Origin of the sequence: Micromonospora foliorum (assembly GCF_022229015.1) — a bacterium.
GTDB classification, from domain to species: Bacteria; Actinomycetota; Actinomycetes; order Mycobacteriales; family Micromonosporaceae; genus Micromonospora; species Micromonospora foliorum.
Genome location: NZ_JAKKFF010000145.1, coordinates 1 through 21,529 on the forward strand (window position 1 = coordinate 1; position 21,529 = coordinate 21,529).

The 21,529-nt window shown below is 72.1% G+C and carries 18 protein-coding genes; 13 read left to right on the forward strand and 5 right to left on the reverse strand.

Annotated features, from left to right (window positions below):
• A partial coding sequence (locus PSH25_RS12830) for a glutathione S-transferase family protein (RefSeq protein WP_238659316.1) occupies positions 1-880 on the reverse strand: 880 nt, incomplete at its 3' end.
• Positions 881-986: 106 nt separating this feature from the next.
• Between PSH25_RS12830 and pcaF the strand changes: the two genes are divergently transcribed.
• From pcaF to PSH25_RS12885, 11 genes are all read left to right on the forward strand, one after another.
• Positions 987-2,192: a 3-oxoadipyl-CoA thiolase gene (pcaF, locus tag PSH25_RS12835; protein WP_238659317.1), complete on the forward strand. Its 1,206-nt coding sequence runs from the start codon at positions 987-989 to the stop codon at positions 2,190-2,192.
• 110 nt (positions 2,193-2,302) lie between these two features.
• Positions 2,303-3,115: an SAM-dependent methyltransferase gene (locus PSH25_RS12840; protein ID WP_238659318.1), complete on the forward strand. Its 813-nt coding sequence runs from the start codon at positions 2,303-2,305 to the stop codon at positions 3,113-3,115.
• Between the two features lie 4 nt (positions 3,116-3,119).
• Positions 3,120-5,285, forward strand: a complete 2,166-nt coding sequence (locus PSH25_RS12845; RefSeq protein WP_238659319.1) for a putative bifunctional diguanylate cyclase/phosphodiesterase — start codon at positions 3,120-3,122, stop codon at positions 5,283-5,285.
• 151 nt (positions 5,286-5,436) lie between these two features.
• Positions 5,437-5,937, forward strand: a complete 501-nt coding sequence (locus tag PSH25_RS12850) for a DUF456 domain-containing protein (RefSeq protein WP_238659320.1) — start codon at positions 5,437-5,439, stop codon at positions 5,935-5,937.
• 352 nt (positions 5,938-6,289) lie between these two features.
• Positions 6,290-7,876, forward strand: coding sequence for an amino acid permease (locus PSH25_RS12855; RefSeq protein WP_238659321.1), 1,587 nt, complete (start codon positions 6,290-6,292; stop codon positions 7,874-7,876).
• A gap of 125 nt (positions 7,877-8,001) precedes the next feature.
• A complete protein-coding gene (locus PSH25_RS12860; RefSeq protein ID WP_238659322.1) occupies positions 8,002-9,366 on the forward strand; it encodes a glutamine synthetase family protein in 1,365 nt (454 codons plus the stop codon).
• Between the two features lie 126 nt (positions 9,367-9,492).
• Positions 9,493-10,839, forward strand: a complete 1,347-nt coding sequence (locus PSH25_RS12865) for an aldehyde dehydrogenase family protein (RefSeq protein ID WP_274527402.1) — start codon at positions 9,493-9,495, stop codon at positions 10,837-10,839.
• Between the two features lie 5 nt (positions 10,840-10,844).
• Positions 10,845-11,612 (forward strand): 3-oxoacyl-ACP reductase, encoded by a 768-nt coding sequence (locus tag PSH25_RS12870; RefSeq protein ID WP_030489498.1) that lies wholly within the window; start codon positions 10,845-10,847, stop codon positions 11,610-11,612.
• Positions 11,609-12,304: a gamma-glutamyl-gamma-aminobutyrate hydrolase family protein gene (locus PSH25_RS12875; RefSeq protein ID WP_238659324.1), complete on the forward strand. Its 696-nt coding sequence runs from the start codon at positions 11,609-11,611 to the stop codon at positions 12,302-12,304. The genes PSH25_RS12870 and PSH25_RS12875 overlap by 4 nt, the downstream gene beginning before the upstream one ends.
• Positions 12,305-12,351: 47 nt before the next feature.
• Positions 12,352-12,903 (forward strand): pyridoxamine 5'-phosphate oxidase family protein, encoded by a 552-nt coding sequence (locus PSH25_RS12880; protein WP_238659325.1) that lies wholly within the window; start codon positions 12,352-12,354, stop codon positions 12,901-12,903.
• Positions 12,904-13,098: 195 nt separating this feature from the next.
• The gene (locus tag PSH25_RS12885; RefSeq protein WP_238659326.1) at positions 13,099-16,758 is read left to right on the forward strand and encodes a SpoIIE family protein phosphatase; all 3,660 of its coding nucleotides are present in this window, start codon (positions 13,099-13,101) and stop codon (positions 16,756-16,758) included.
• Between the two features lie 64 nt (positions 16,759-16,822).
• Here the strand turns inward: PSH25_RS12885 and PSH25_RS12890 are convergent, their stop codons facing one another.
• On the reverse strand, positions 16,823-17,137 hold the full coding sequence (locus PSH25_RS12890; RefSeq protein WP_238659327.1) for an STAS domain-containing protein: 315 nt from the start codon (positions 17,135-17,137) through the stop codon (positions 16,823-16,825).
• 95 nt (positions 17,138-17,232) lie between these two features.
• Between PSH25_RS12890 and map the strand changes: the two genes are divergently transcribed.
• Together map and PSH25_RS12900 are read left to right on the forward strand one after the other, a co-directional pair.
• On the forward strand, positions 17,233-18,090 hold the full coding sequence (map, locus tag PSH25_RS12895; protein ID WP_238659328.1) for a type I methionyl aminopeptidase: 858 nt from the start codon (positions 17,233-17,235) through the stop codon (positions 18,088-18,090).
• A 55-nt stretch (positions 18,091-18,145) separates the two neighbouring features.
• A complete protein-coding gene (locus PSH25_RS12900) occupies positions 18,146-18,859 on the forward strand; it encodes a VIT1/CCC1 transporter family protein (RefSeq protein ID WP_210784715.1) in 714 nt (237 codons plus the stop codon).
• Positions 18,860-18,865: 6 nt separating this feature from the next.
• Here PSH25_RS12900 and PSH25_RS12905 read toward each other — a convergent pair whose 3' ends face one another.
• From PSH25_RS12905 to PSH25_RS12915, 3 genes are all read right to left on the reverse strand, one after another.
• The gene (locus PSH25_RS12905) at positions 18,866-19,594 is read right to left on the reverse strand and encodes a nucleotidyltransferase domain-containing protein (protein ID WP_238659329.1); all 729 of its coding nucleotides are present in this window, start codon (positions 19,592-19,594) and stop codon (positions 18,866-18,868) included.
• Positions 19,595-19,745: 151 nt separating this feature from the next.
• Positions 19,746-20,246 (reverse strand): nitroreductase/quinone reductase family protein, encoded by a 501-nt coding sequence (locus PSH25_RS12910; protein WP_238659330.1) that lies wholly within the window; start codon positions 20,244-20,246, stop codon positions 19,746-19,748.
• 73 nt (positions 20,247-20,319) lie between these two features.
• A partial coding sequence (locus tag PSH25_RS12915; protein WP_372492785.1) for an FtsX-like permease family protein occupies positions 20,320-21,529 on the reverse strand: 1,210 nt, incomplete at its 5' end.

The following is a 21,529-nucleotide window of genomic DNA, read 5'->3' on the forward strand; positions in this document are numbered from 1 at the left end:
CGTAGTAGTGCCGCTTGATGTGGTCGAAGTCCACCGTCTCGCCGAAACCCGGCGTCTGGAACAGGTCCCGGGCGTACGCCCAGAGCACCGACAGCTCGGTCAGCTTGTTGCGGTTGCACTTGAAGTGCCCGTGGTACGCGGCGTCGAAGCGGACCAACGTGGTGAACAGCCGCACATCGGCCTCGGTGATCGCGTCACCCATCAGGTAGCGCTGCCCGGCCAGCCGCTCGGAGAGCACGTCCAGCCGGGCGAAGAGCGCCCGGAACGCCTCGTCGTACGCCTCCTGGGAGGTGGCGAACCCGCACCGGTAGACGCCGTTGTTCACGTCGGTGTGGATCTCCGCCATCAGCGCGTCCATCTCGGGGCGCAACTCGACCGGGTACAGATCCGGCGCGTCGGGCGCGTGCAACCGCCGCCACTCGGTGGAGAGGTCGAGGGTGAGCTGCGGATAGTCGTTGGTGACCACCCGACCGGTCAGGGTGTCGACGAGCGCCGGCACGGTCACCCGGCCGGTGTAGTCCGGGTCGGTGGCCAGGTACGCCTCGGAGAGGAAGCTCACGCCGAGGACCGGGTCGAAGCCGTCCGGGTCGAGGGCGAACGCCCAGCCCCGCTCGTCCCGGATCGGGTCGACGGTGCCCAGCGAGATCGCGTCGTCCAGCCCGAGCAGGCCACGCACGATCCTCGCCCGGTGCGCCCACGGGCAGGCGCGGCACCAGATCAGCCGGTAGCGGCCAGCCTCCAGGGGCCAGCGGTCCTGCTCGTCCGGGCCGCCGCCGGGTGGGGAGGTCGAGTCGGCGGTGACCCGACCGGTGAACCGGTTCGGCTGGCGGACGAACGCGCCACCGCCGCTGGTCTCTGCGCTGAACTGGGCCCGGGCCATGCCGTCAACCTATCCGCTGCCGGCGCGGATATCCTGGCGGCCGGCAGCCCTCGCGACCCGGTGGGCGCGCCCCACCCCCGCCGTCTGCACCCCCTAAGGACTCGCGATGACCGTGGCATACCTGGTGGCCGGTGTCCGCACCCCGATCGGCCGGTACGCGGGCGCGCTGGCCGGCGTCCGCCCCGACGACCTGGCCGCGCACGTGATCCGTGAGCTGGTCGCCCGCCACCCGTCGGTGGACTGGGCCCGGGTGGACGACGTCGTGCTCGGTTGCGCCAACCAGGCCGGGGAGGACAACCGCAACGTGGCCCGGATGGCGGCGCTGCTGGCCGGCCTGCCCGAGGAGGTGCCGGGCAGCACGGTCAACCGGCTCTGCGGCTCGGGCCTGGACGCGCTCGCCACCGCTGCCCGGTCCATCGTCGCCGGGGACGCGGAGCTGGTGGTCGCCGGCGGGGTGGAGAGCATGAGTCGGGCGCCGTTCGTCATGCCGAAGGCGACGTCGGCGTACTCCCGCTCGGCCGAGGTGTACGACACCACCCTGGGCTGGCGGTTGGTGAACCCGTTGATGCGCGACGGGTGGGGGGTCGACTCGATGCCGGAGACGGCGGAGAACGTGGCCGCCGAGTACGGCGTCAGCCGGGTCGAGCAGGACGCCTTCGCGTACCGCTCGCAGCAGCGCGCGGCCAAGGCCCAGGCCGACGGCCGCTTCGCCGAGGAGATCGTGGCGGTGTCCGTGCCGGCTGGCCGTCGGGAGACCCGACTGGTCGAGGTCGACGAGCATCCCCGGGAGACCACGCTTGCCAAGCTGGCCGCGCTGCCCACCCCGTTCCGCGACGGCGGCACGGTGACCGCCGGCAACTCCTCGGGCGTCAACGACGGGGCGGTCGCGCTGCTGGTGGCCAGCGAGGCGGCGGTCTCCCGGTACGGCCTGACCCCGCTGGCCCGGATCGTCGGTGCGGCGGCGGCCGGTGTGCCGCCCCGGATCATGGGGATCGGCCCGGTGCCGGCCACCCGCAAGCTGCTCGACCGCGTCGGCGTCGAGGTGAACGCGGTGGACGTGGTGGAGCTGAACGAGGCGTTCGCCGCGCAGTCCGTGGCGGTGTTGCGCGAGCTGGGGCTGCCCGTGGACGCCGACCACGTCAACCCGAACGGTGGGGCCATCGCGCTCGGGCACCCGCTGGGCGCCAGCGGCGCGCGGCTGGCGCTGACCGCCGCCCTGGAGCTGCGCCGTCGCGGCGGTCGCCGGGCCCTGGCCACCATGTGCATCGGCGTTGGTCAAGGCATCTCGCTGTTGCTGGAGTCAGCCGCCTAGAGTGGTCCACACCACACGACCCGCGGGTCGACCGGTGCCCACGCGTGCCCGCTGCGCGCCCCGACGCCGGTGCCGTCCCGCGCCGCGGCGATGAACTGGGGAGCACACTGATGCCGGACGGACTGCCGACCGAGATCGATCTGACCAGGCCGAGCGCGGCCCGGGTGTACGACTACTTTCTGGGTGGGGCGCACAACTTCGAGATCGACCGGCAGCTGGCCGAGCAGATCGCCAGCATGACCCCGAATCTCGCCGCCACCATGCGTTCCGGCCGGGACTTCCTGCGCCGGGCCGTCCGGGTGCTGCTCGACGCCGGCATCGACCAGTTCCTCGACATCGGCTCCGGAATTCCCACCGTGGGCAACGTGCACGAGGTGGCGCAGGGGGTGAACCCCAAGGCCCGCGTGGTGTACGTCGACATTGACCCGGTGGCCGTCGCGCACAGCCGTGAGCTGCTCGCCGGCAACGAGCTGACCGGGGTCATCCACGCCGACCTGCGTGAGCCGGAACGGATCCTCGCCGAGACCCGACAGCTCGGGCTGATCGACTTCAGTCGACCGATGGGCATCCTGCTGGCCGGGGTGGTGCACTTCATCCCGGACGCCGACCGACCCGAGGCGATCCTGGCCACCCTCCGGGACGTCGCCGCACCGGGCAGCTTCCTGGTCATCTCGCACTCCACCTTCGAGGACCAGCCGCAGGAGATGCTGGACGCCCAGCGCCTCTCCGCCCGCACCGACACCGAGATCACCCTGCGCTCCCGCGCACAGGTCACCGGTTTCTTCGGTGACTGGACCGTCCTGGAACCGGGCGTGGTGCACATGCCGCTCTGGCGTCCCGACTCACCGTCCGACGTGGACGAGCGCCCGGAGCGGTTCGGCGCCTTCGGGGGCGTCGCCCGGTACGACCAGCCCGCCGGCTGATCCCGTGGCCGCCGTCCCGGACCCCGCCGGGGTCGCCGCCGGCCGGGCCGACCCCCAGGGGTACGCCGCCGACTGGGCCCGCGCGGTGCGCCGCCTCGGTTTCGTGCCGCTGAGCCTGGCGGAGACCGAGCGGCTGCTGCTGGTGCACACGATCCGGCTGGCCCAGGCGGTACGGGCGGAGCCGTTCACCGCCCGCCCGGCCGAGGAGGTCGGGCGGGCCCTGGTGGAGGCGCACCTCACCGAGCCGCAGGCCCTGGAGTGGACGCTGCACGCGCTCGGTGCGACCTTCGGGCGGCGGGTCCTGGGCGACGGCGACCGGCCGGCGGACCTCGCCGACCGGATCGCGGCGGTGCAGGGCGGCCTGGCCGCCGGGTTCGCCCGCGCGCTGCGCGACCGCACCTTCACCCAGCAGGAGCGGATCGCCCGGTCGGCCTGGCAGGCGCGCGACGAGGTCGAGCAGGCGCTGCGCGAGAGCGAGGCACGGTTCCGGGCGGTGTTCACCGGTGCCGCGATCGGGATTGGGATCGCCGGCGTGGACGGCCGGATCATCGACGTCAACCAGGCCTTCGCCGACATGCTCGGCTACTCGATCGAGGAGTTGCGCGAGATCAACGTGGCGGCGCTGTTCCACGCCGACGACGCCGCCGGGATGTGGGAGCTCTACCAGGAGTTGATCGAGGGCAAACACGACGCGGCCCGGGTGGAGAAGCGCTATTACCGCAAGGACGGCAGCGTGGTCTGGACGGACCTGGCTGTCTCGCTGATCCGGCACGAGGGCCGGCCGCGATTCACGGTCGCGATGATCGAGGACATCACCGAGCGGTACGAACTCCAGCAGCGGCTGCGCTTCCAGGCGCTGCACGACCCGCTGACCGGGCTGCCCAACCGGACGCTGTTCTTCGAGACGTTGGGACGGGTGCTCGACACCGCGGGCGTCGGGCAGCGGGTCGGGGTGTGCTTCCTCGACCTGGACGGCTTCAAGGCGATCAACGACAGTCTCGGCCACGACCTCGGTGACCGGCTGCTCGTGATGATCGGCCGGAGGCTGGCGGCGTGCGTCGCCGACCACGGCCACCTCGTCGCCCGGATGGGGGGCGACGAGTTCGTGATCCTCGTCGACGGAGGGGACGACACCGACGACGTGGTCGCCGTCGCGGAGGCCGCGCTGGCGGCCGTCGCGGCCCCGGTCCACGTCGGTGAGCACCAGTTGGCCGTCTCGGCCAGTGTCGGCATCGTGCAGGGCCCCGCCTCGGAGACCACCGCGTCGGAGCTGATGAAGGCCGCGGACACCACGCTCTACTGGGCCAAGGCGGCGGGCCGGGGCCGGTGGGCGGTCTACGACCCCGAGCGCGGCGCCCGGGACATCGCCCGCTCGGCGCTGGTCGCCGGGCTGCCCGCCGCACTGGACCGGGGCGAGTTCGTGCTGCACTACCAGCCGATCGTGTCCCTGCTGGAGGGCAGCATGCTCGCGGTGGAGGCGCTGGTCCGTTGGGAGCACCCGGAGCTGGGCCTGATCGGGCCGGACCGGTTCATCGGCCTGGCCGAGGAGACCGGCCTGATCGTCCGACTCGGCGAGTGGGTGCTGCGGCGGGCCTGCGCGGACGCCGAACGGTGGTGGCGGGAGTTCCCGGAAGCCAGGCTGGTGGTCAGCGTCAACCTGGCCGCGCGGCAGGCCGACGAACCCGCCATCGTGGACACTGTCGCCGACGCGTTGCAGACCAGCGGGCTGCCCGCGGAGCTGCTCCAACTGGAGCTGACCGAGAGCGCCGTGATGGGCAGCGCCGGTGAACCGTTGCGCAGCCTGCACCGGCTCGCGGCGCTCGGCGTCCGACTGGCCGTGGACGACTTCGGCACCGGGTACTCCAACCTGGCGTACCTGCGCCGGTTGCCGATCCACTGCCTGAAGCTCGCCGGCCCGTTCGTCGAGGGCATCCGCGCGGACGGGGCCGACGTGGCCGCCGACCACCGCGACGAACGGATCGTCGACGCGTTGGTCCGGTTGGCGCACGCGTTGGAGCTGTGGGTCACAGCCGAGGCGGTGGAGACCGGCGTGCAGGCGGAACGGCTGCGGGCGCTGCGCTGCGACACCGGGCAGGGCCGGTACTTCGGCGCGCCGGCCCCGGCCGAAGCCATCACCGCCCGGCTGCGCGGCGGCGGACTGCCGGCGTGAGCGAGCGCAGCGAGGCACAGCCGCGTGGCGCGAAGCGACGGCACGGAGCGACGCGGAATGCTGGCGTGAGCGAGCGAATCGGCTGGCCCAGCGGCACGGAGCGAAGTGGGGCACCGTTGCGGTCCGAAGGGTGGCGACGGAAGGTGGCGGCGTGGACCTGACGGACTCGCAGACGGCGGTGACAGTGGTGGCCGGGCTGGCCATCCTGGCCGGGTTGGCCGGTGTGGTGGTGCCCGGTCTGCCGGCGTTGCCGCTGTGCTGGGGCGGCGTGCTGCTCTGGGCGGTCTTCGGCGGCGCCGGCCTGGGTGGCTGGGCGGTGTTCGCCGCCGCAACCCTGGTCGCCGCGGGCGGCACCGTGATCAAGTACGCGTGGCCGGGCCGGAACCTGAAGCGCACCGGTGTGCCGACGTCCACGCTGCTCGCCGGCGGTGTGCTCGGCGTCATCGGGTTCTTCGTGGTGCCGGTCGTGGGGCTGGTGCTCGGCTTCGTGGCCGGGGTGTGGGCGGCGGAACGCCTCCGGCTGGGCAGCAACCAGCTGGCCTGGCCGTCCACCGTCCAGGCCCTGAAGGCCGCCGGCCTGTCGATGCTTGTGGAGTTCCTGGCCGGCCTGCTGGTCGCGGCCCTCTGGGTAACCGGCCTCCTCCTGACCTGACCCCCGCCCTGTCCTGGTTGATCAAGAGCTTTCGGTCAGCGGGGGCCGCGGATCTGACGCAAACCTCTTGATCACGAGGGGAGGTGGGGCGCGGGGCACTTTTCGGGGTACGGCGGAGTGGCCGTACGTGAGAGAGAGGCGTGCCCCGCGCCACCGGGTCGGGCGGTCCGAGCGCCCGGGTGGGCCCTGATCGGGCCTGGTCACCGGTCCAGGATGCGGCCCGGGGCGGCCGGACGGCAACGCAATTAGCCCGACGGCGGTGAGATTCCCACCGACTACGTATTGACCGCCTTGATCGACCGGGACGACACTTTGCCCACTCGCACGCGGAACCACCTCAGGGAGGTGTGCAGTGGCCACGACGCCCGTGCCGACCGCCGAGCAACCGATGGACGAGGATGCCCGACGGCTCGCCGAACTCGGCTACAAACAGGAGCTGCGCCGCAAGTGGAGTGGCTTCTCCAACTTCGCCATCTCCTTCTCGATCATCTCGATCCTGGCCGGCTGCTTCACCACCTTCGGTCAGGCGTGGAACAACGGCGGGCCGGTCGCCATCTCCTGGGGTTGGCCGCTGATCTCGCTGTTCATCCTGATCATCGGCTTCTGCATGGCGGAGCTGGTGTCGGCCTACCCGACCGCCGGCGGGATCTACTGGTGGGCGGCCACCATGGGCCGCCCGGTGCACGGCTGGTTCACCGGCTGGCTGAACCTGATCGGTCTGGTGGCGGTCACCGCCTCGGTCGACTACGGCTGCGCGACGTTCCTCAACCTCACCCTGTCGGCGCTCTTCGACGGCTGGGCCGGGACGCTGCGGCAGGCGTTCGTGCTCTTCGTGATCATCCTGGCGCTGCACGGGCTCATCAACATCTTCGGGCACCGGATCATCGACGTACTCCAGAACGTCTCGGTCTGGTGGCACGTGGCCGGCGCGGCCGTCGTGGTGGCCATCCTGGTCTTCGTCCCCGACAACCACCAGAGCTTCCAGTTCGTGTTCACCGAGCGGTTCAACAACTCCGGCTTCGGTGACGGGGACATCGGCGGGCTGACGTTCTGGTTCTACGTGCTGCCGCTGGGTTTCCTGCTGACCCAGTACACGATCACCGGCTTCGACGCCTGCGCGCACGTCTCCGAGGAGACCCGGGGCGCCTCGCAGGCCGCGGCCCGCGGGCTCTGGCAGTCGATCTTCTACTCGGCGGTCGGCGGCTGGATCCTGCTGCTGGCGTTCCTCTTCGCGGCCACCGACGTCGAGGCGGTAAACGCCGCGGGCGGCTTCTCCGGCGCCATCTTCGAGTCGGCGCTGACCCCGGTCTTCTTCAAGATCGTCATCATCATCTCCACCATCGGGCAGTTCTTCTGCGGCATGAGTTGCGTGACCTCGATGAGCCGGATGGCGTACGCGTTCAGCCGGGACCGGGCCGTACCCGGATGGCGGTTGTGGTCGAGGGTCGACCGCAACGGCACCCCGGTCAACGCGATCATCGGCGCCACCCTGGCCGGTCTGGTGCTGACCCTGCCGGCGCTCTACGAGAGTTCCGCCGGTATCCCGATCGCCTTCTACGCGGTCGTCTCCGTCGCGGTGCTCGGGCTCTACCTGTCGTTCCTCATCCCGATCGCGCTCCGGCTGCGGATGGGTGACCGGTTCGTCCCCGGGCCCTGGACGCTGGGCCGTAAGTACAAGCTGTTCGGCTGGATCGCGGTGATCGAGATCGCGATCATCGCCGTCTACTTCGTGCTGCCGATCGTGCCCGCCGGGGTGCCCGGCAACGACGGGTTCACCTGGTCGGCGGTGAACTACGCGCCGCTCGCCGTCGGCGGGGTGCTGCTGGTGGTCGCCGTCTGGTGGTACGCCTCGGCCCGCAAGTGGTTCACCGGCCCGGTCCGTACCGTCGAGCAACCCGCGGTGGCGGCGGACCCGGCGCCGGCCGACGACCCGGTCTGATCGGCATCCGGCGGGACGGCCGTACTGCCGTCCCGCCGGCCGACAGTCGGGTTTGCCGGACGTGCCGCCGGGGGCATTGACGGTGATCCGGTTTGCCAGTAGACCTTGGTCATGGAGGCCCGCGAATGAGGAAAGCTCCGCTCACGCTGGAACAACTGCGGGTCGCCATCAACGATGGCGAGATCGACACGGTGGTGCTGGCCCTCGTCGACATGCAGGGTCGGTTGCAGGGCAAGCGGTTCCACGCGCCCTACTTCCTCGACCAGGTGGTGGCCAACGGCAGTGAGGGCTGCAACTACCTGCTCGCCGTGGACGTCGACATGAACACCGTCGACGGGTACGCGATGTCGAGTTGGGAACGCGGCTACGGCGACTTCGCGATGGTGCCGGACTTCGCCACCCTGCGCCGGGTGCCCTGGCAGCCCGGCTCCGCTCTCCTGCTGGCCGACCTGACCTGGCTCGACGGCTCGGGTGACGTGGTCGCCTCGCCCCGGCAGATCCTGCGCCGGCAACTGGACCGGCTGGCCGAGCACGGGCTGACCGCGTACGCCGGCACCGAGCTGGAGTTCGTGCTGTTCCGCGACTCGTACGAGGACGCCTGGCAGCGTGGCTACCGCGACCTGACCCCGGCCAACCAGTACAACGTCGACTACTCATTGCTCGGCACCGCCCGGGTGGAGCCGCTGCTGCGCCGCATCCGCACCGAGATGGCCGGCGCCGGGCTCACCCCGGAGAGCGCCAAGGGCGAGTGCAACCTCGGCCAACACGAGATCGCCTTCCGGTACGACGAGGCGGTGGCCTGCGCGGACCACCACGTGATCTACAAGAACGGCGCCAAGGAGATCGCCGCCCAGGAGGGGATGGCGATCACCTTCATGGCCAAGCCGAACGAGCGGGAGGGCAACTCCTGCCACATCCACTTCTCGCTGCGGGACTCGTCCGGCTCGTCCGCGATGCTCGGCGACGGCCCGGCGCACCTGTCGCAGACCGGGCAGCGGGTGCTCGCCGGGCTGCTGGCCACCATGCGCGAGTTCAGCCTGCTCTTCGCTCCGAACATCAACTCCTACAAGCGCTACCAGCCGGGGTCGTTCGCCCCGACCGCGTTGCGCTGGGGCGTCGACAACCGCACCTGTGCGCTGCGGGTGGTCGGGCACGGGCAGGGCATGCGGGTGGAGAACCGGGTGCCCGGCGCGGACGTCAACCCGTACCTGGCGATCGCCGGGCTGGTCGCCGGGGCGCTGCACGGCATCGACGGTGAGCTGGAGTTGGGCGCGGAGTGCACCGGCAACGCGTACGACGACCCGGAGGCCGAGCGGGTTCCCGGCACCCTGCGCGACGCCCTGGCCCTGTGGAAGGGCTCGACGGTGGCCCGGGAGGCGTTCGGCCCCGAGGTGGTGGCCCACTACGCCAACCAGGCGAGGGTCGAGCTGGCGGCCTTCGACGCGGCGGTAACGGACTGGGAGCTGACCCGTGGCTTCGAACGCCTCTGACTCCGCACCCCACCGTCGGGTCGATCTTGGATTTGTGGTGGGCGGAACGTCCGCAGAGACGCCTTTCGTGCGGCACCACAACTCCATGATCGACCCGGAAATCGAGGGGTGGGGCGTGTGACGGTTCTGGTGGACCCGGCTCGCGGGGTGGGTTTTCGGGAGGTTGCGGCGGCCTCGGTTGAGGACGTGGACGCGGCGATTTCCGCCGCCGCGGCGGCCTTCGAGACGTGGCGTCGGGTGGGGGCGGGGGACCGGGCTCGGCTGCTGCGGCGGTTCGCCGCCGTCGTCGACGCCCATCTCGACGAGTTGGCCCTGCTGGAGGTGCGCAACTCCGGGCACACCATCGGCAACGCCCGGTGGGAGGCGGGCAACGTCCGCGACGTCCTGGACTACTACGCCGGCGCGCCCGAGCGGTTGACCGGGCGGCAGATCCCGGTGCCCGGCGGGTTGGACGTCACCTTCCACGAGCCACTCGGTGTGGTCGGCGTGATCGTGCCCTGGAACTTCCCGATGCCCATCGCCGCCTGGGGGTTCGTTCCGGCGCTCGCCGCCGGCAACACCGTGGTGCTCAAACCCGCCGAGCTGACCCCGCTCACCGCGCTGCGCCTGGCCGAGCTGGCCGGCGAGGCGGGCCTGCCCGACGGCGTCCTCACCGTCATCCCGGGCGAGGGCTCGGTGGTGGGGGAGCGGTTCGTGAGCCACCCGGCGGTCCGCAAGATCTGCTTCACCGGCTCCACCGAGGTCGGCACCCGGATCATGGCCGGCTGCGCCACCCAGGTGAAGCGACTCACCCTGGAGCTGGGCGGCAAGAGCGCGAACATCGTGTTCGCCGACGCCGACCTGGAACGCGCCGCCGCGACCGCGCCGGGCGCGGTCTTCGACAACGCCGGCCAGGACTGCTGCGCACGCTCACGGATCCTGGTCCAGCGTGCGGTGTACGACCGGTTCCTGGAACTGCTCGAACCGGCGGTACGCGCGGTGCGCGTCGAGGACCCGTCCCGGGACACCGCCGAGATGGGCCCGCTGATCTCCGCCGCCCACCGGGACCGGGTCGCTGGTTACCTCGCCGGGGCGACTGTCGCCTTCACCGGCTCCTGCCCCGACGGCCCCGGGTTCTGGCACGCGCCCACGGTGCTGCTGGCCGACTCGCCGGCCGACCGGCACTGGCGGGAGGAGATCTTCGGCCCGGTCGTCTCGGTGCTGCCGTTCGACGACGAGGCGGACGCGGTCCGGCTGGCCAACGACACCGAGTACGGCCTCTCCGGCTCGATCTGGACCCGGGACGTCGGTCGGGCCCTGCGCCTGGCCCGTGCCGTCGACTCGGGCAACCTCAGCGTCAACTCGCACTCCTCGGTGCGCTACTGGACCCCGTTCGGCGGGATGAAGCGCTCCGGGCTCGGCCGTGAGCTGGGCCCGGACGCGCTGCACTCCTTCACCGACGTCAAGAACGTGTTCATCGCGACAGAGGAGTGACGCCAGTGCAGGGTCGGTTGCAGGACCGGGTGGCCGTGGTCACCGGAGCGGGCAGCGGCATCGGGTTGGCCACCGTGCGGCGGTTCGCCGCCGAGGGGGCTCGGGTGGTCTGCGTGGACATCGACGCGGCGGCCGGTACGAAGGCCGCCGAGGAGTGCGGCGGCGAGTTCGTGGCCACCGACGTGGCCGACGAGTCGGCGGTCCGTGACCTGTTCGACGGGGTGGCCGACCGGCACGGCCGGGTGGACATCGCGTTCAACAACGCCGGCATCTCACCGCCGGACGACGACTCCATCCTGGACACCGGCCTGGACGCGTGGGAGCGGGTGTTGCGGGTCAACACCACGAGCGTCTACCTGTGCTGCAAGTACGCCATTCCGCACATGCGTCGACAGGGCAAGGGGTCGATCATCAACACCGCCTCGTTCGTGGCGTTGATGGGTGCGGCGACGTCGCAGATCGCGTACACGGCGAGCAAGGGCGGGGTGCTCGCGATGACCCGGGAGCTCGGCGTGCAGTTCGCCCGCGAGGGCATCCGGGTCAACGCGCTCTGCCCCGGCCCGGTGGCCACCCCGTTGCTGCTGGAGCTCTTCGCCGCCGACCCGGAGCGGGCCGCCCGTCGGCTGGTGCACGTGCCGATGGGTCGCTTCGGGCAACCGGAGGAGATCGCCGCTGCGGTGGCGTTCCTGGCCAGCGACGACGCATCGTTCATGACCGCCGCGCAGTTCGTGGTCGACGGTGGCATCACGGGCGCCTACGTCACTCCGCTATGACGAGGCCCCTGATCGGGGTCAGCGCGTACGTCGAACCCGCCGACTGGGCCGTCTGGCGGGGGGTGTGGGCGGTGCTGGTGCCGGAGGCGTACTCGCGGGCGGTGACGGCCGCGGGTGGCCGGGCGGTGGTCCTGCCGCCGGACGACGTGGACGCGGACGTGGTGGCCATCCTCGACGGGTTGTTGTTGGCCGGTGGCGCGGACGTCGGCCCGGGGCGGTACGGCCAGCCGCCCGACCCGCGTACCGAGGACCGGCCGGACCGGGACGCGGGTGAGCTGACCCTGTTGGACGCCGCGCTCGCCGCCGAGCTGCCGGTGCTGGGCGTGTGTCGGGGGATGCAGCTCCTCGCGGTCGCGTACGGCGGCACCCTGCACCAGCACCTGCCCGACGTGGTGGGTCACGAGGCGCACCGCCCGGCGCCCGGCGTGTACGGGGACCACGCGGTGCGGTTCGCGCCGGGAAGCCTGGCCGCCTCGGTGTTGGCGGGTGTCGACGAGGTCAACTCGTACCACCACCAGGCGGTCGCCGATCCGGGTCGGCTCACGGTGACCGGTTGGGCGGGGGACGGTGTGGTCGAGGCGGTGGAGGACCCGACCCGGCCGTTCGTGCTCGGGGTGCAGTGGCATCCGGAGAACGAGGCGGATCCCCGCCCGATCACGGCCCTGGTGCGGGCCGCTGGCCGGAGGGTGTGACTGAGATCGCCCCCGCCCGTCCACGAGACCGATGGGAGGATCGGCGCATGGGCAAGGTGTATCCGGAGATCGACGGTCGACTGCGTGACTTCATCGTGGCCCAGCCGCTCTTTTTCGTGGCGACCGCCCCGTCCGGGGTCGAGGGGCACGTCAACGTGTCACCGAAGGGCATGCGGGGCACGTTCGTGATCCTCGGCCCGCACCGGGTGGCCTACCTCGACTATCACGGCAGTGGGGCGGAGACCATCGCCCACCTGCGGGACAACGGCCGGATCACGCTGATGTTCTGCGCCTTCGACGGCCCGCCGAAGATCGTCCGGTTGCACGGTCGGGGCAGCAGCGTCGCGGTGACCGAGGATGCCTTCGCCGACCGGCTCGCCGAGTTTCCGGCACCGCCGGACGTGCACGCCGTCCGGGCGGTCATCACGGTCGAGGTGGAGCGGGTCAGTGACTCCTGCGGATATGCGGTGCCACTGATGGACTTCCGGGCCGAACGCGATCTGTTACTCACCTCACACTCCCGCCGTAGCGCCGATGATCTGGTCGTTTACCGGGCCACCAAGAACGCGGCGAGCATCGACGGACTGCCGGTCTTCTGACTCGTCAGAGCGTTCCGGTCACCGCCGTTCCGATGCCGCCGTCCACCCGCACTGTCCGGTGCCCGACGGCTCAGTCGTCCGTAACCAGCGTCCATCGCTCGTGATGCGTTACGTTGCTGGTCCGCTTGGGTACAAGTCGGAGCACAGCGGGTGAAGATCAACGGTCGAGGGGTACGGCCGGGGCGGGGAGGCTGCATGAGCTCGGCCCAGGGGGGCGCGGACATCGGGCATGCCGCCCTGTCCGGCCGCGAGACCCCGCCGATGCTGGCGGCCGCGTTCGCGGCGGGCGGTGAGATGGGTGAGCGGCTGGCCTCCTTCGACTGGTCCTCCGGCCCGCTGGGCGAGCCCGGTCAGTGGCCCACGGCGCTCTCCAGCGCGGTGGGGATGATGCTCGCCTCCAGCGCGCCGATCGTCATGTTCTGGGGCGACGAGCAGTTGGCCTTCTACAACGACGCCTACCGGCCGACCATCGGTGCCAAACACCCGGACGTGATCGGCCAACCGGCCCGCTCGTACTGGGCGGAGACCTGGGCGGTGCTCGGCCCGCTGCTCGACAACGTCCGGAGCACCGGACGCTCCTATCGGGGCGAGGACCACCCCTTTCTGCTGGACCGTTACGGCTTCGTCGAGCAGACCTACTTCAACGTCTCGTACGACCCGATCCGAGGTGATGACGGCTCGGTCAGCGGCGTCTACTGCATCGTCAGCGAGACCACCGGGCGGGTGCTCGGCGAGCGCCGGCTGCGGGCGCTGTCCGAACTGGGTGCCGAGCTGACCGACATCGGCAGCGTCGCGGATCTGGGGCGGACCGCCGCCGAGGTGCTCGGCCGGCACCGGGCGGACGTGCCGTTCGCCCTGATCTATCTGGCTGACGACAGCGACCAGCTCACCCTGGCCGGCTGCGCCGGCACCACCCCGCCCACCGTCGACGTCCCGTCGCACCTGCTGGCCCGGTTGACCGCCGATGGCGCGCCCGCCACGGTCGAGGTGGCCGCTCTGCTCGACGTGTTGCCGGTCGACGCCGCCGACCAGGCCCTCGTGCTGCCGCTCACGGCGACCAACCAGACGGTCGGCGCGCTGGTCGTCGGCGTGGCCCGCCAGCTGCCGCTCGGCGACGACTACCGCGACTTCCTCGGCCTGGTAGCCGCCCAGATCTCCCGGGCGGTCGGCACCCAGCGGGCGTACCAGCAGGAACGGGCCCGCGCCGCCGAGCTGGCCGCGCTGGACCGGGCGAAGACCAACTTCTTCGCCAACGTCAGCCACGAGTTCCGCACCCCGCTGACGCTGGTGCTCGGCCCGCTGGAGGACATGCTGGCCGACCCGGAGCTGCCCGCCAGCGAAACCGACCGGCTCACCATGATGCACCGCAACGCGCTGCGCCTGCTCAAGCTGGTCAACACCGTGCTGGACTTCTCCCGACTGGAGTCCGGCCGGCTCGCCGCCCGCTACCAGCCCACCGACCTCGCCGGCTACACCGCCCGGCTGGCCAGCACCTTCCGCTCGGCCACCGCTCGGGCCGGGTTGCGACTGGTGGTGGACTGTCCGCCGCTGCCGTCGCCGGTCTTCGTCGACCGGGACATGTGGGAGAAGATCGTTCTCAACCTGGTGTCGAACGCGGTCAAGTTCACCTTCGACGGCGAGATCCGGGTGCGGATCCGGGCCGTGGAGGGTGCGGCCCGGCTGGAGGTGACGGACACCGGCGTCGGCATCGTGCCGGACGAGCTGCCGCACGTCTTCGAGCGGTTCCACCGGGTGCCCGGGGTGCGGGCACGCACCCACGAAGGCACCGGCATCGGCCTCGCGCTGGTCCGGGAGCTGGTCGAGATGCACGGCGGCGAGGTCGGGTTGACCAGCCAGGTCGACGAGGGCAGCACCTTCACGGTGACCGTCCCGTTCGGCTCGGCACACCTGCCGGCGGACCGGGTGGCGGCGTTCGACCCGCTGCCCGTGGGTGAGCCCGAGCAGGCGCGGCTCTTCGTGGCGGAGACCGCGCTGTGGGCCGGTGTCGCGCCGACATCCGAGTCCGACCGTCAGCCGGCGAAGGGCACCTCGGCTGGCCGGATCCTGGTCGTCGACGACAACGCGGACCTGCAGGAGCACGTCAGTCGGCTGCTCTCCCCGACCTGGAAGGTGGTCACCGCGAACGACGGGCTCGATGCCCTGCCGCTGGCCCGCGAGGGCGGTTTCGACCTGGTGCTCAGCGACGTGATGATGCCCCGGCTGGACGGGTTCGGGCTGGTGAGCGCGCTGCGCGCGGACCCGCGTACCCGGCATGTGCCGATCGTGCTGCTCTCCGCCCGCGCCGGCTCCGCGGAGGCCGTGGCCGGTCTCGCCGTCGGCGCCGACGACTACCTCACCAAGCCGTTCTCCGCGCAGGAGCTGATCGCCCGGGTGCGGGCCAACGTGGAGCTGGGTCAGCTGCGCGGGCAGATCATCCGCCGGCTCCGGGCGCTTGCCGACGCGGCGGTGGCGGTGAACACCGCCCGGTCGACCGCCGACGTGCTCCAGGTCGCCGCCCGGCACGCGTTGAGCCTCGCCGAGGCGGCACGGGTGGTGGTCACCGCTGCCGAGGCGCGCTTCGAGGCGGACGGCGGCGGCACCACCGCCGCCGACCCGTCCTTCGTGGCCGAGCTGACCGGCACCACCGGCAAGCAGCTCGGTGACCTGCAGGTCTGGCGGGCCGATGGCGACGAGGCGCAGGCCGACGACGCCGCGCTGACCCAACTGGCCCGGCTCGTCGGAGTGCGACTGGAGAACGCCCAGCTCTACGAAGCCGAGCACCGCATCGCCACCACCCTGCAGCACAGCCTGCTGCCCCGGTCGCTGCCCCAACTGCCCGGCGCGGTGGTGGCCAGCCGCTACCTGCCCGGCAGCGCCGACGTCGAGGTCGGCGGCGACTGGTACGACGCGATCGCGCTGAACGGCGACCAGCTGGTGCTGGTCATCGGCGACGTGGTCGGCAAGGGCGTCCGGGCCGCGGCGGCGATGGGGCAACTGCGCAACGCGCTGCGGGCGTACGTGCTGGAGGGCTTCGACCCGGGTGAGTCGCTGACCCGGCTCAACCGGCTGGTCGGCTCCACCGAGGGCCGCTCCTTCGCGACCGTGGTCTGCCTGCTGTTCAACCCTCGCACCGGTCGGCTGCGGTACGCGAGCGCCGGTCACCCGTCCCCACTGTTGATCACCGGAGGCGACGTGGCGTTCCTGCACGACCGAGCGCTCGGTCCACCGGTCGGCGCTCTCCCCGACGCGACGTACGTGTCGGTCGAGGGCGAGTTGGCGGCCGGCAGTCGACTGCTGCTCTACACCGACGGGCTGATCGAGGACCGTCAACTCGGCATCGATGCCTCACTGGCCCAGCTCCGCATCGACGCGACCACCCCGAGTGAGCACGTGATGGACCTGATCGACGCGGTCGTCGAGCGGGTCACCGGACGGCCGCGCCGCGACGACGTGGCGGTCCTCGCCTTGGAGGCGGCGGAGCTGAACCGCTTCACGCTGCGACTACCGGCGGACCCGACCCGGCTCAGCGTGTTGCGGAAGCGGCTGGAGGACTTCCTGGTCGCGCACTCGGTCGGCGAGACCGACCTGTTCGACCTGACCGTCGCCGTCTCCGAGGCCGCCGCCAACGCCATCGAGCATCCGGTCCACCCCGCCGAGCCCATGATCAGTGTGGAGGTGGCCATCGAGGACCGGACGGTGACGGCCACGGTGCGCGACAGCGGGCAGTGGCGGGAGTCGACCGGCTCCGGCTTCCGGGGCCGCGGCCTGGCCCTGATCAGAGCGCTGGGCGACCTGTCGGTACGGCGTACCGATGAGGGCACCGAGGTGACGTTGCGCCGGCAACTGCAGGACTGACCGCGCGCCCGGCGGGCGCCGGAGGGCCTTGAGGACCTGGCCTCCGCTCGGCTCGACGCCGGCCCTAGGCCGGGTCGAGCCAGCTCTGCTGGCCGAGGCCGGCGATCTCCAGCACGCGACGGACCTGCCGGGACGGGCGAACGGTGAGCGTGCCCGGAAACTGCTGGGCGAGCCGGACCAGGGCGTGGATGGCGGCCGAGTCGAAGAAGGTGACCGCGCTCAGGTCGAGCGTGATCTTCCCGGCGGGCTCACGCAGCGCCGTCTGGAGCATCGTGTCCGCGGTCGCCATGTCGACCTCGCCGGCCACCACGACGTGGAGGTGGTCACCGTCGATCTCGGCGCTGGCGGAGAAGACGGGCGGTGCTCCCCCTTGATCCACGCAGACACCATGGCACAGCCACCCTGGCAGGGCAACAACCTCCACCGAGCGGCCGTGGCGCGGGTCACCAGCGGTCCCGGCGATAGGCTTGCGGCATGACCGTCCGTCCGCCGCTGACACCAGGCACGCTCTCCCCGATGCGACCGGTGCCATCCCAGATCGCCCGACCGGAGTACGTGGGCAAGAAGCGCCCGCAGGAGTGGCGTGGCTCGCACGTGCAGACGCCGGAGACCATCGAGAAGATGCGGATCGCCAGCCGGCTCGCCGCCCAGGCGACCCAGCTCGCCGGCGAGCACTGCAAGCCCGGCGTGACCACCGACGAGATCGACAAGGTGGTGCACGAGTTCCTCTGCGACCACGGGGCGTACCCGTCGACGCTGGGCTACAAGGGCTTCCCGAAGTCCTGCTGCACCAGCCTCAACGAGGTCGTCTGCCACGGCATCCCGGACTCCACGGTCCTGCAGGACGGCGACATCATCAACGTCGACGTGACCGCGTACATCGGTGGGGTGCACGGTGACACCGACGCCACCTTCTGCGTCGGCGAGGTCAGCGAGGAGGCCCGGCTGCTGGTCGAGCGGACCCACGAGGCGATGATGCGCGGCATCCGCGCCGTCGCCCCGGGTCGCCAGATCAACGTGGTGGGCCGCGTCATCGAGTCGTACGCCAAGCGGTTCGGCTACGGCGTGGTCCGCGACTTCACCGGCCACGGCATCGGCGAGGCCTTCCACAGCGGCCTCTACGTGCCGCACTACGACAGCCCACGCCCCACGGACATCATGGAGCCGGGCATGACGTTCACCATCGAGCCCATGATCACCCTCGGCACCTACCAGTACGACATGTGGGACGACGGGTGGACAGTGGTCACCAAGGACCGGAAGTGGACGGCGCAGTTCGAGCACACCATCGTGGTGACCGACGACGGCCACGAGATCCTGACCCTTCCGTGAGCGCGAGGAACGCAGCGAAGCGGAGTCCCGCAGTCGCGAACGAAGGGCAGGCGCCGTGACCGACACCCCAGCGGCGCTGCGCGAGGCGCACCACGCGGACGTCTCCGGTGGCTGGCTACGACCGGCCGTCTTCGGGGCGATGGACGGCCTGGTCACCAACATTGCCCTGATCGCCGGCGTCGGCGGTGGCGGGGTGTCGCCGCGCAGCATCGTGCTCACCGGCAGCGCCGGCCTGGTGGCCGGGGCGATCTCGATGGGGCTCGGCGAGTACACAAGCGTGCGCTCCGCCAACGAGCAGGTCGCCGCCGAGGTGGCCAAGGAGCGCCGGGAACTGGAACGGCACCCCGAGGCCGAGGCCCGGGAGCTGGCCGACGCGTGGGTGGCCCGGGGCCTGCCCCGGGACCTCGCCACCCAGGTCGCCGAGGCGGTGCGGCGCGACCCGGAGGAGGCGCTGCGGGTGCACGTCCGCGAGGAGCTGGGCGTCGACCCCGACGACCAGCCCAGCCCTTGGGCCGCCGCGATCTCGTCGTTCCTGTTCTTCTCCGTCGGCGCGCTGGTCCCGCTGTTGCCGTACCTGCTCGGCGCCACCGAACTGTGGCTGGCGCTCGCCGTCGGCGGGCTCGGGCTGTTCGCCGCCGGTGCCGTGGTGGCCCGTTTCACCCGCCGCCCCTGGTGGACCAGCGGGCTGCGCCAGCTGCTGCTGGGCGCCGCGGCGGCCGGCGCCACCTACCTGATCGGCTCGCTGATCGGCGTACCGGGCGGGCTGTGACCCGCCTCAGATGCTGAGCAGCTCGTCGATCGTGCCGTCGACCGCACGACCACGGGCGGCCAACTCCTCGGCCTGCCGGGCCAGCACCACACCCACCTCGGTCATGTCCGCCCCGGCCAACCCGGTGCGCCGCACCGCGTCCCCCGGGTCGCGGAAGTAGGTGCGACTCAGCAGGCCGGTCACCGTGGCCGCCGCCAGCCGGGCCTCACCGAGCATCAGCAGAGCCTGGTCGGTTTCGTACCACTCGGCGAGCCGGGCCGCCCGGGAGTGCGCCGCGCTGCCCCGGTACCACGCCTGCCGGGCCGCGGTGCTGAACTCCGCCGGCCGGGCCCGAGCCAACCGGCCCAGATGCTCGTCCCGCAGCGTCCGCAACCAGCCCGTCGGATCATGCAACGCCTGTGTGGTGACGTACCGGTCGGCGGTCAGCGGCCAGAGCGGGGAGAGCACCCGGGCCTGGGCCAGGTAGTCCTCGGCGGCGGCCACGGTCAGATCGACGAGCACCCCGTCCACCCGCCGGGTCGCCGGCGGCGGCCCGGTCCCGGGTCGATAGGTGACCACCAGCATTCCCGCCTCGCGGTCCCCACCACCGTCGTCGTCACCGTGCGCCAGGGGCCCGTGCACGGCGATCGCGAGCGCATCGGCCGGAAACCGCCGCCGGACCGCCTCGGCGACCCGCTCCGCGACCGTCCACCGTCGATCCTCGACACCCCGGTCGGCACCGGCCCGCTCACTCACCGGACCAGCTCTGTTCGCGGCTGCGGGGCTCGCAACCCCGGCTCACTCCTCGCGCTCACGGGACCGCCTCTGTTCGCGGCTGCGGGGCTCGCAACCCCGGCTCACTCCTCGCGCTCACGGGACCACCTCGCCTTGGCTACCGGGCGTCAGCCTAGCCAGCCGACGGCGGAGCGTCGGGCGCGCCGCGCCCGGTCGGGGCCAGCCGGAAGATGTGGATCTCCCGGCCGCCGGCCCGCTGCACGTACGTGCGGTACGCGGGCCACTCGGTGACCAGCAGCTGCCACAACCGGTCCCGTTCGGCGCCGGACGCCCGCTCGGCCCGCACCGCGACCCGCCGGCCCTTCACGTGCACCTCGGCGGCGGGATCGGCGAGCAGGTTCATCGCCCAACCGGGGTGGTGGGTCTGCCCCCAGTTGGAGCCGATCACCACGTACGCGTCGCCGTCGGGCACGTAGAGCAGCGGATTGCTGCGGGGCCTGCCGGAGCGGCGGCCGGTCGTGGTGATCACCAGGGACGGGATCAGGCCGAGCGCGACCACCCGACCCCGGGTGAGGCGACCGACCACCCGGTCGGCGGGGACCAACAGCCGTGCCGCCGCGCCGAACCAACGACGATGACCGAGCCGACGGGTGACTCTTCCCAGCGCTGACACGCCGATCAGTCTGCCGGCTGCCCGGCCCCGGCGGCACCCCCGCGCCGTTCCCTTTCGGTCGCCTGCGGATCAGTCAGTCCAGCCGCCGTTCGATCGGCAACCGGGCCCGGGTGAACAGACCCGCCCCGAGCATCGCCACCACCGGCACCAGCACCAGGACCCCGAGCGCGGGCCACGGCACCAGAAAAGGGTACGGATCGGGTACGGGCCAGGCGTTGGCGTACTGCCGGTTCACCGAGACCAGCACGATCGCGGCGGTACCGAGGCCGGCCACGATGCCGAGCACCGAACCGAGACCGGCGATGACCCCGGCCTGGCAGATCGCCAGCAGCCGGCGTACCGCCGGGGCCGCGCCGACGGCCGCGAGGGTGGTCAGCTCCGCGCGCCCCTCGGCGGCGGCGAGCGCGGTGGCGATCCCGGCCGCCCCCACCGTGATCAGCCCGGCCGCCGCAGCGAGCAGCAGAAGCAGCGGTGAGACGTCACGCGGGCCGCCGCTGTACTCCACGCTCAGCGAGAACGTCCCGAAGGGACGCAGGGCGGCGACGAAGCGTGCCTGCTGCTCCTCGTCGGGCGGGGTGGTGGTGCCGATCACCCAGCCGGTCGCGGACCAGCTCAAACCGAGTTGCCGGGCCGCGGCGGCGGACAGCAGCAGGCGGGACTGGCCGGTCGCCCGGGGCAGCGCGTACCCCGGAAGGTCGCGGACGGTGGTCGGCAGGTCCGGCCCGGCCTCCACCTCCCTGACCCGGACGGTCACCAGGCCGTCGTGCAGGTAGCGCGGGTCGGTGACGACCACGCCGCCCGCGCGCAGCACCGCCGTGGCGGCGGCGGTCGTCGCCGGGTCCGCGCCGGTGAGCAGGGGTAGCGCGGTCCCGTCGTCCACCCCGGCCTCCACGTAGCCGCCGAAGTAGTCCGCCTCACGGATCCGGCAGCGTGGGTCGGCTCGGGCCTGCTGGCGCTGCGACTCGGAGAGTTGGTCCCCGGGCTGCCAGGGGCAGACCTCGTGCGGCGGGAGCACCGCCGCGATGTCGCAGTAGCCGACGTCCGGCGTCCCGCAGGCCGGTGTCCGCACCGGGGCGACCGCGTCGGCCCCGAGTTGAGTCCGGGCCGCGTCGGTGACCTGGGCCAGCGTCGGCTGCCGGGTCGAGTCGTCCGGGTTGACCAGTACGTGGCCGGCCGGCAGCGCCGGCCGATAGGCGCGCGCGTCGCGGGCGCCGTCGCTGGCCAGGTATCCGCCGAGGGCCACACTGCTGGCGACGGCGGCCATCACGGCGCAGATGGCCGGT

Bases quoted from the DNA above. Each gene is read 5' to 3' on its own strand.
- pcaF (WP_238659317.1), top strand. From the start codon at position 987: ATGACCGTGGCATACCTGGTGGCCGGTGTCCGCACCCCGATCGGCCGG.
- PSH25_RS12840 (WP_238659318.1), top strand. From the start codon at position 2,303: ATGCCGGACGGACTGCCGACCGAGATCGATCTGACCAGGCCGAGCGCG.
- PSH25_RS12860 (WP_238659322.1), top strand. From the start codon at position 8,002: ATGAGGAAAGCTCCGCTCACGCTGGAACAACTGCGGGTCGCCATCAAC.
- PSH25_RS12875 (WP_238659324.1), top strand. From the start codon at position 11,609: ATGACGAGGCCCCTGATCGGGGTCAGCGCGTACGTCGAACCCGCCGAC.
- PSH25_RS12880 (WP_238659325.1), top strand. From the start codon at position 12,352: ATGGGCAAGGTGTATCCGGAGATCGACGGTCGACTGCGTGACTTCATC.
- PSH25_RS12885 (WP_238659326.1), top strand. From the start codon at position 13,099: ATGAGCTCGGCCCAGGGGGGCGCGGACATCGGGCATGCCGCCCTGTCC.
- map (WP_238659328.1), top strand. From the start codon at position 17,233: ATGACCGTCCGTCCGCCGCTGACACCAGGCACGCTCTCCCCGATGCGA.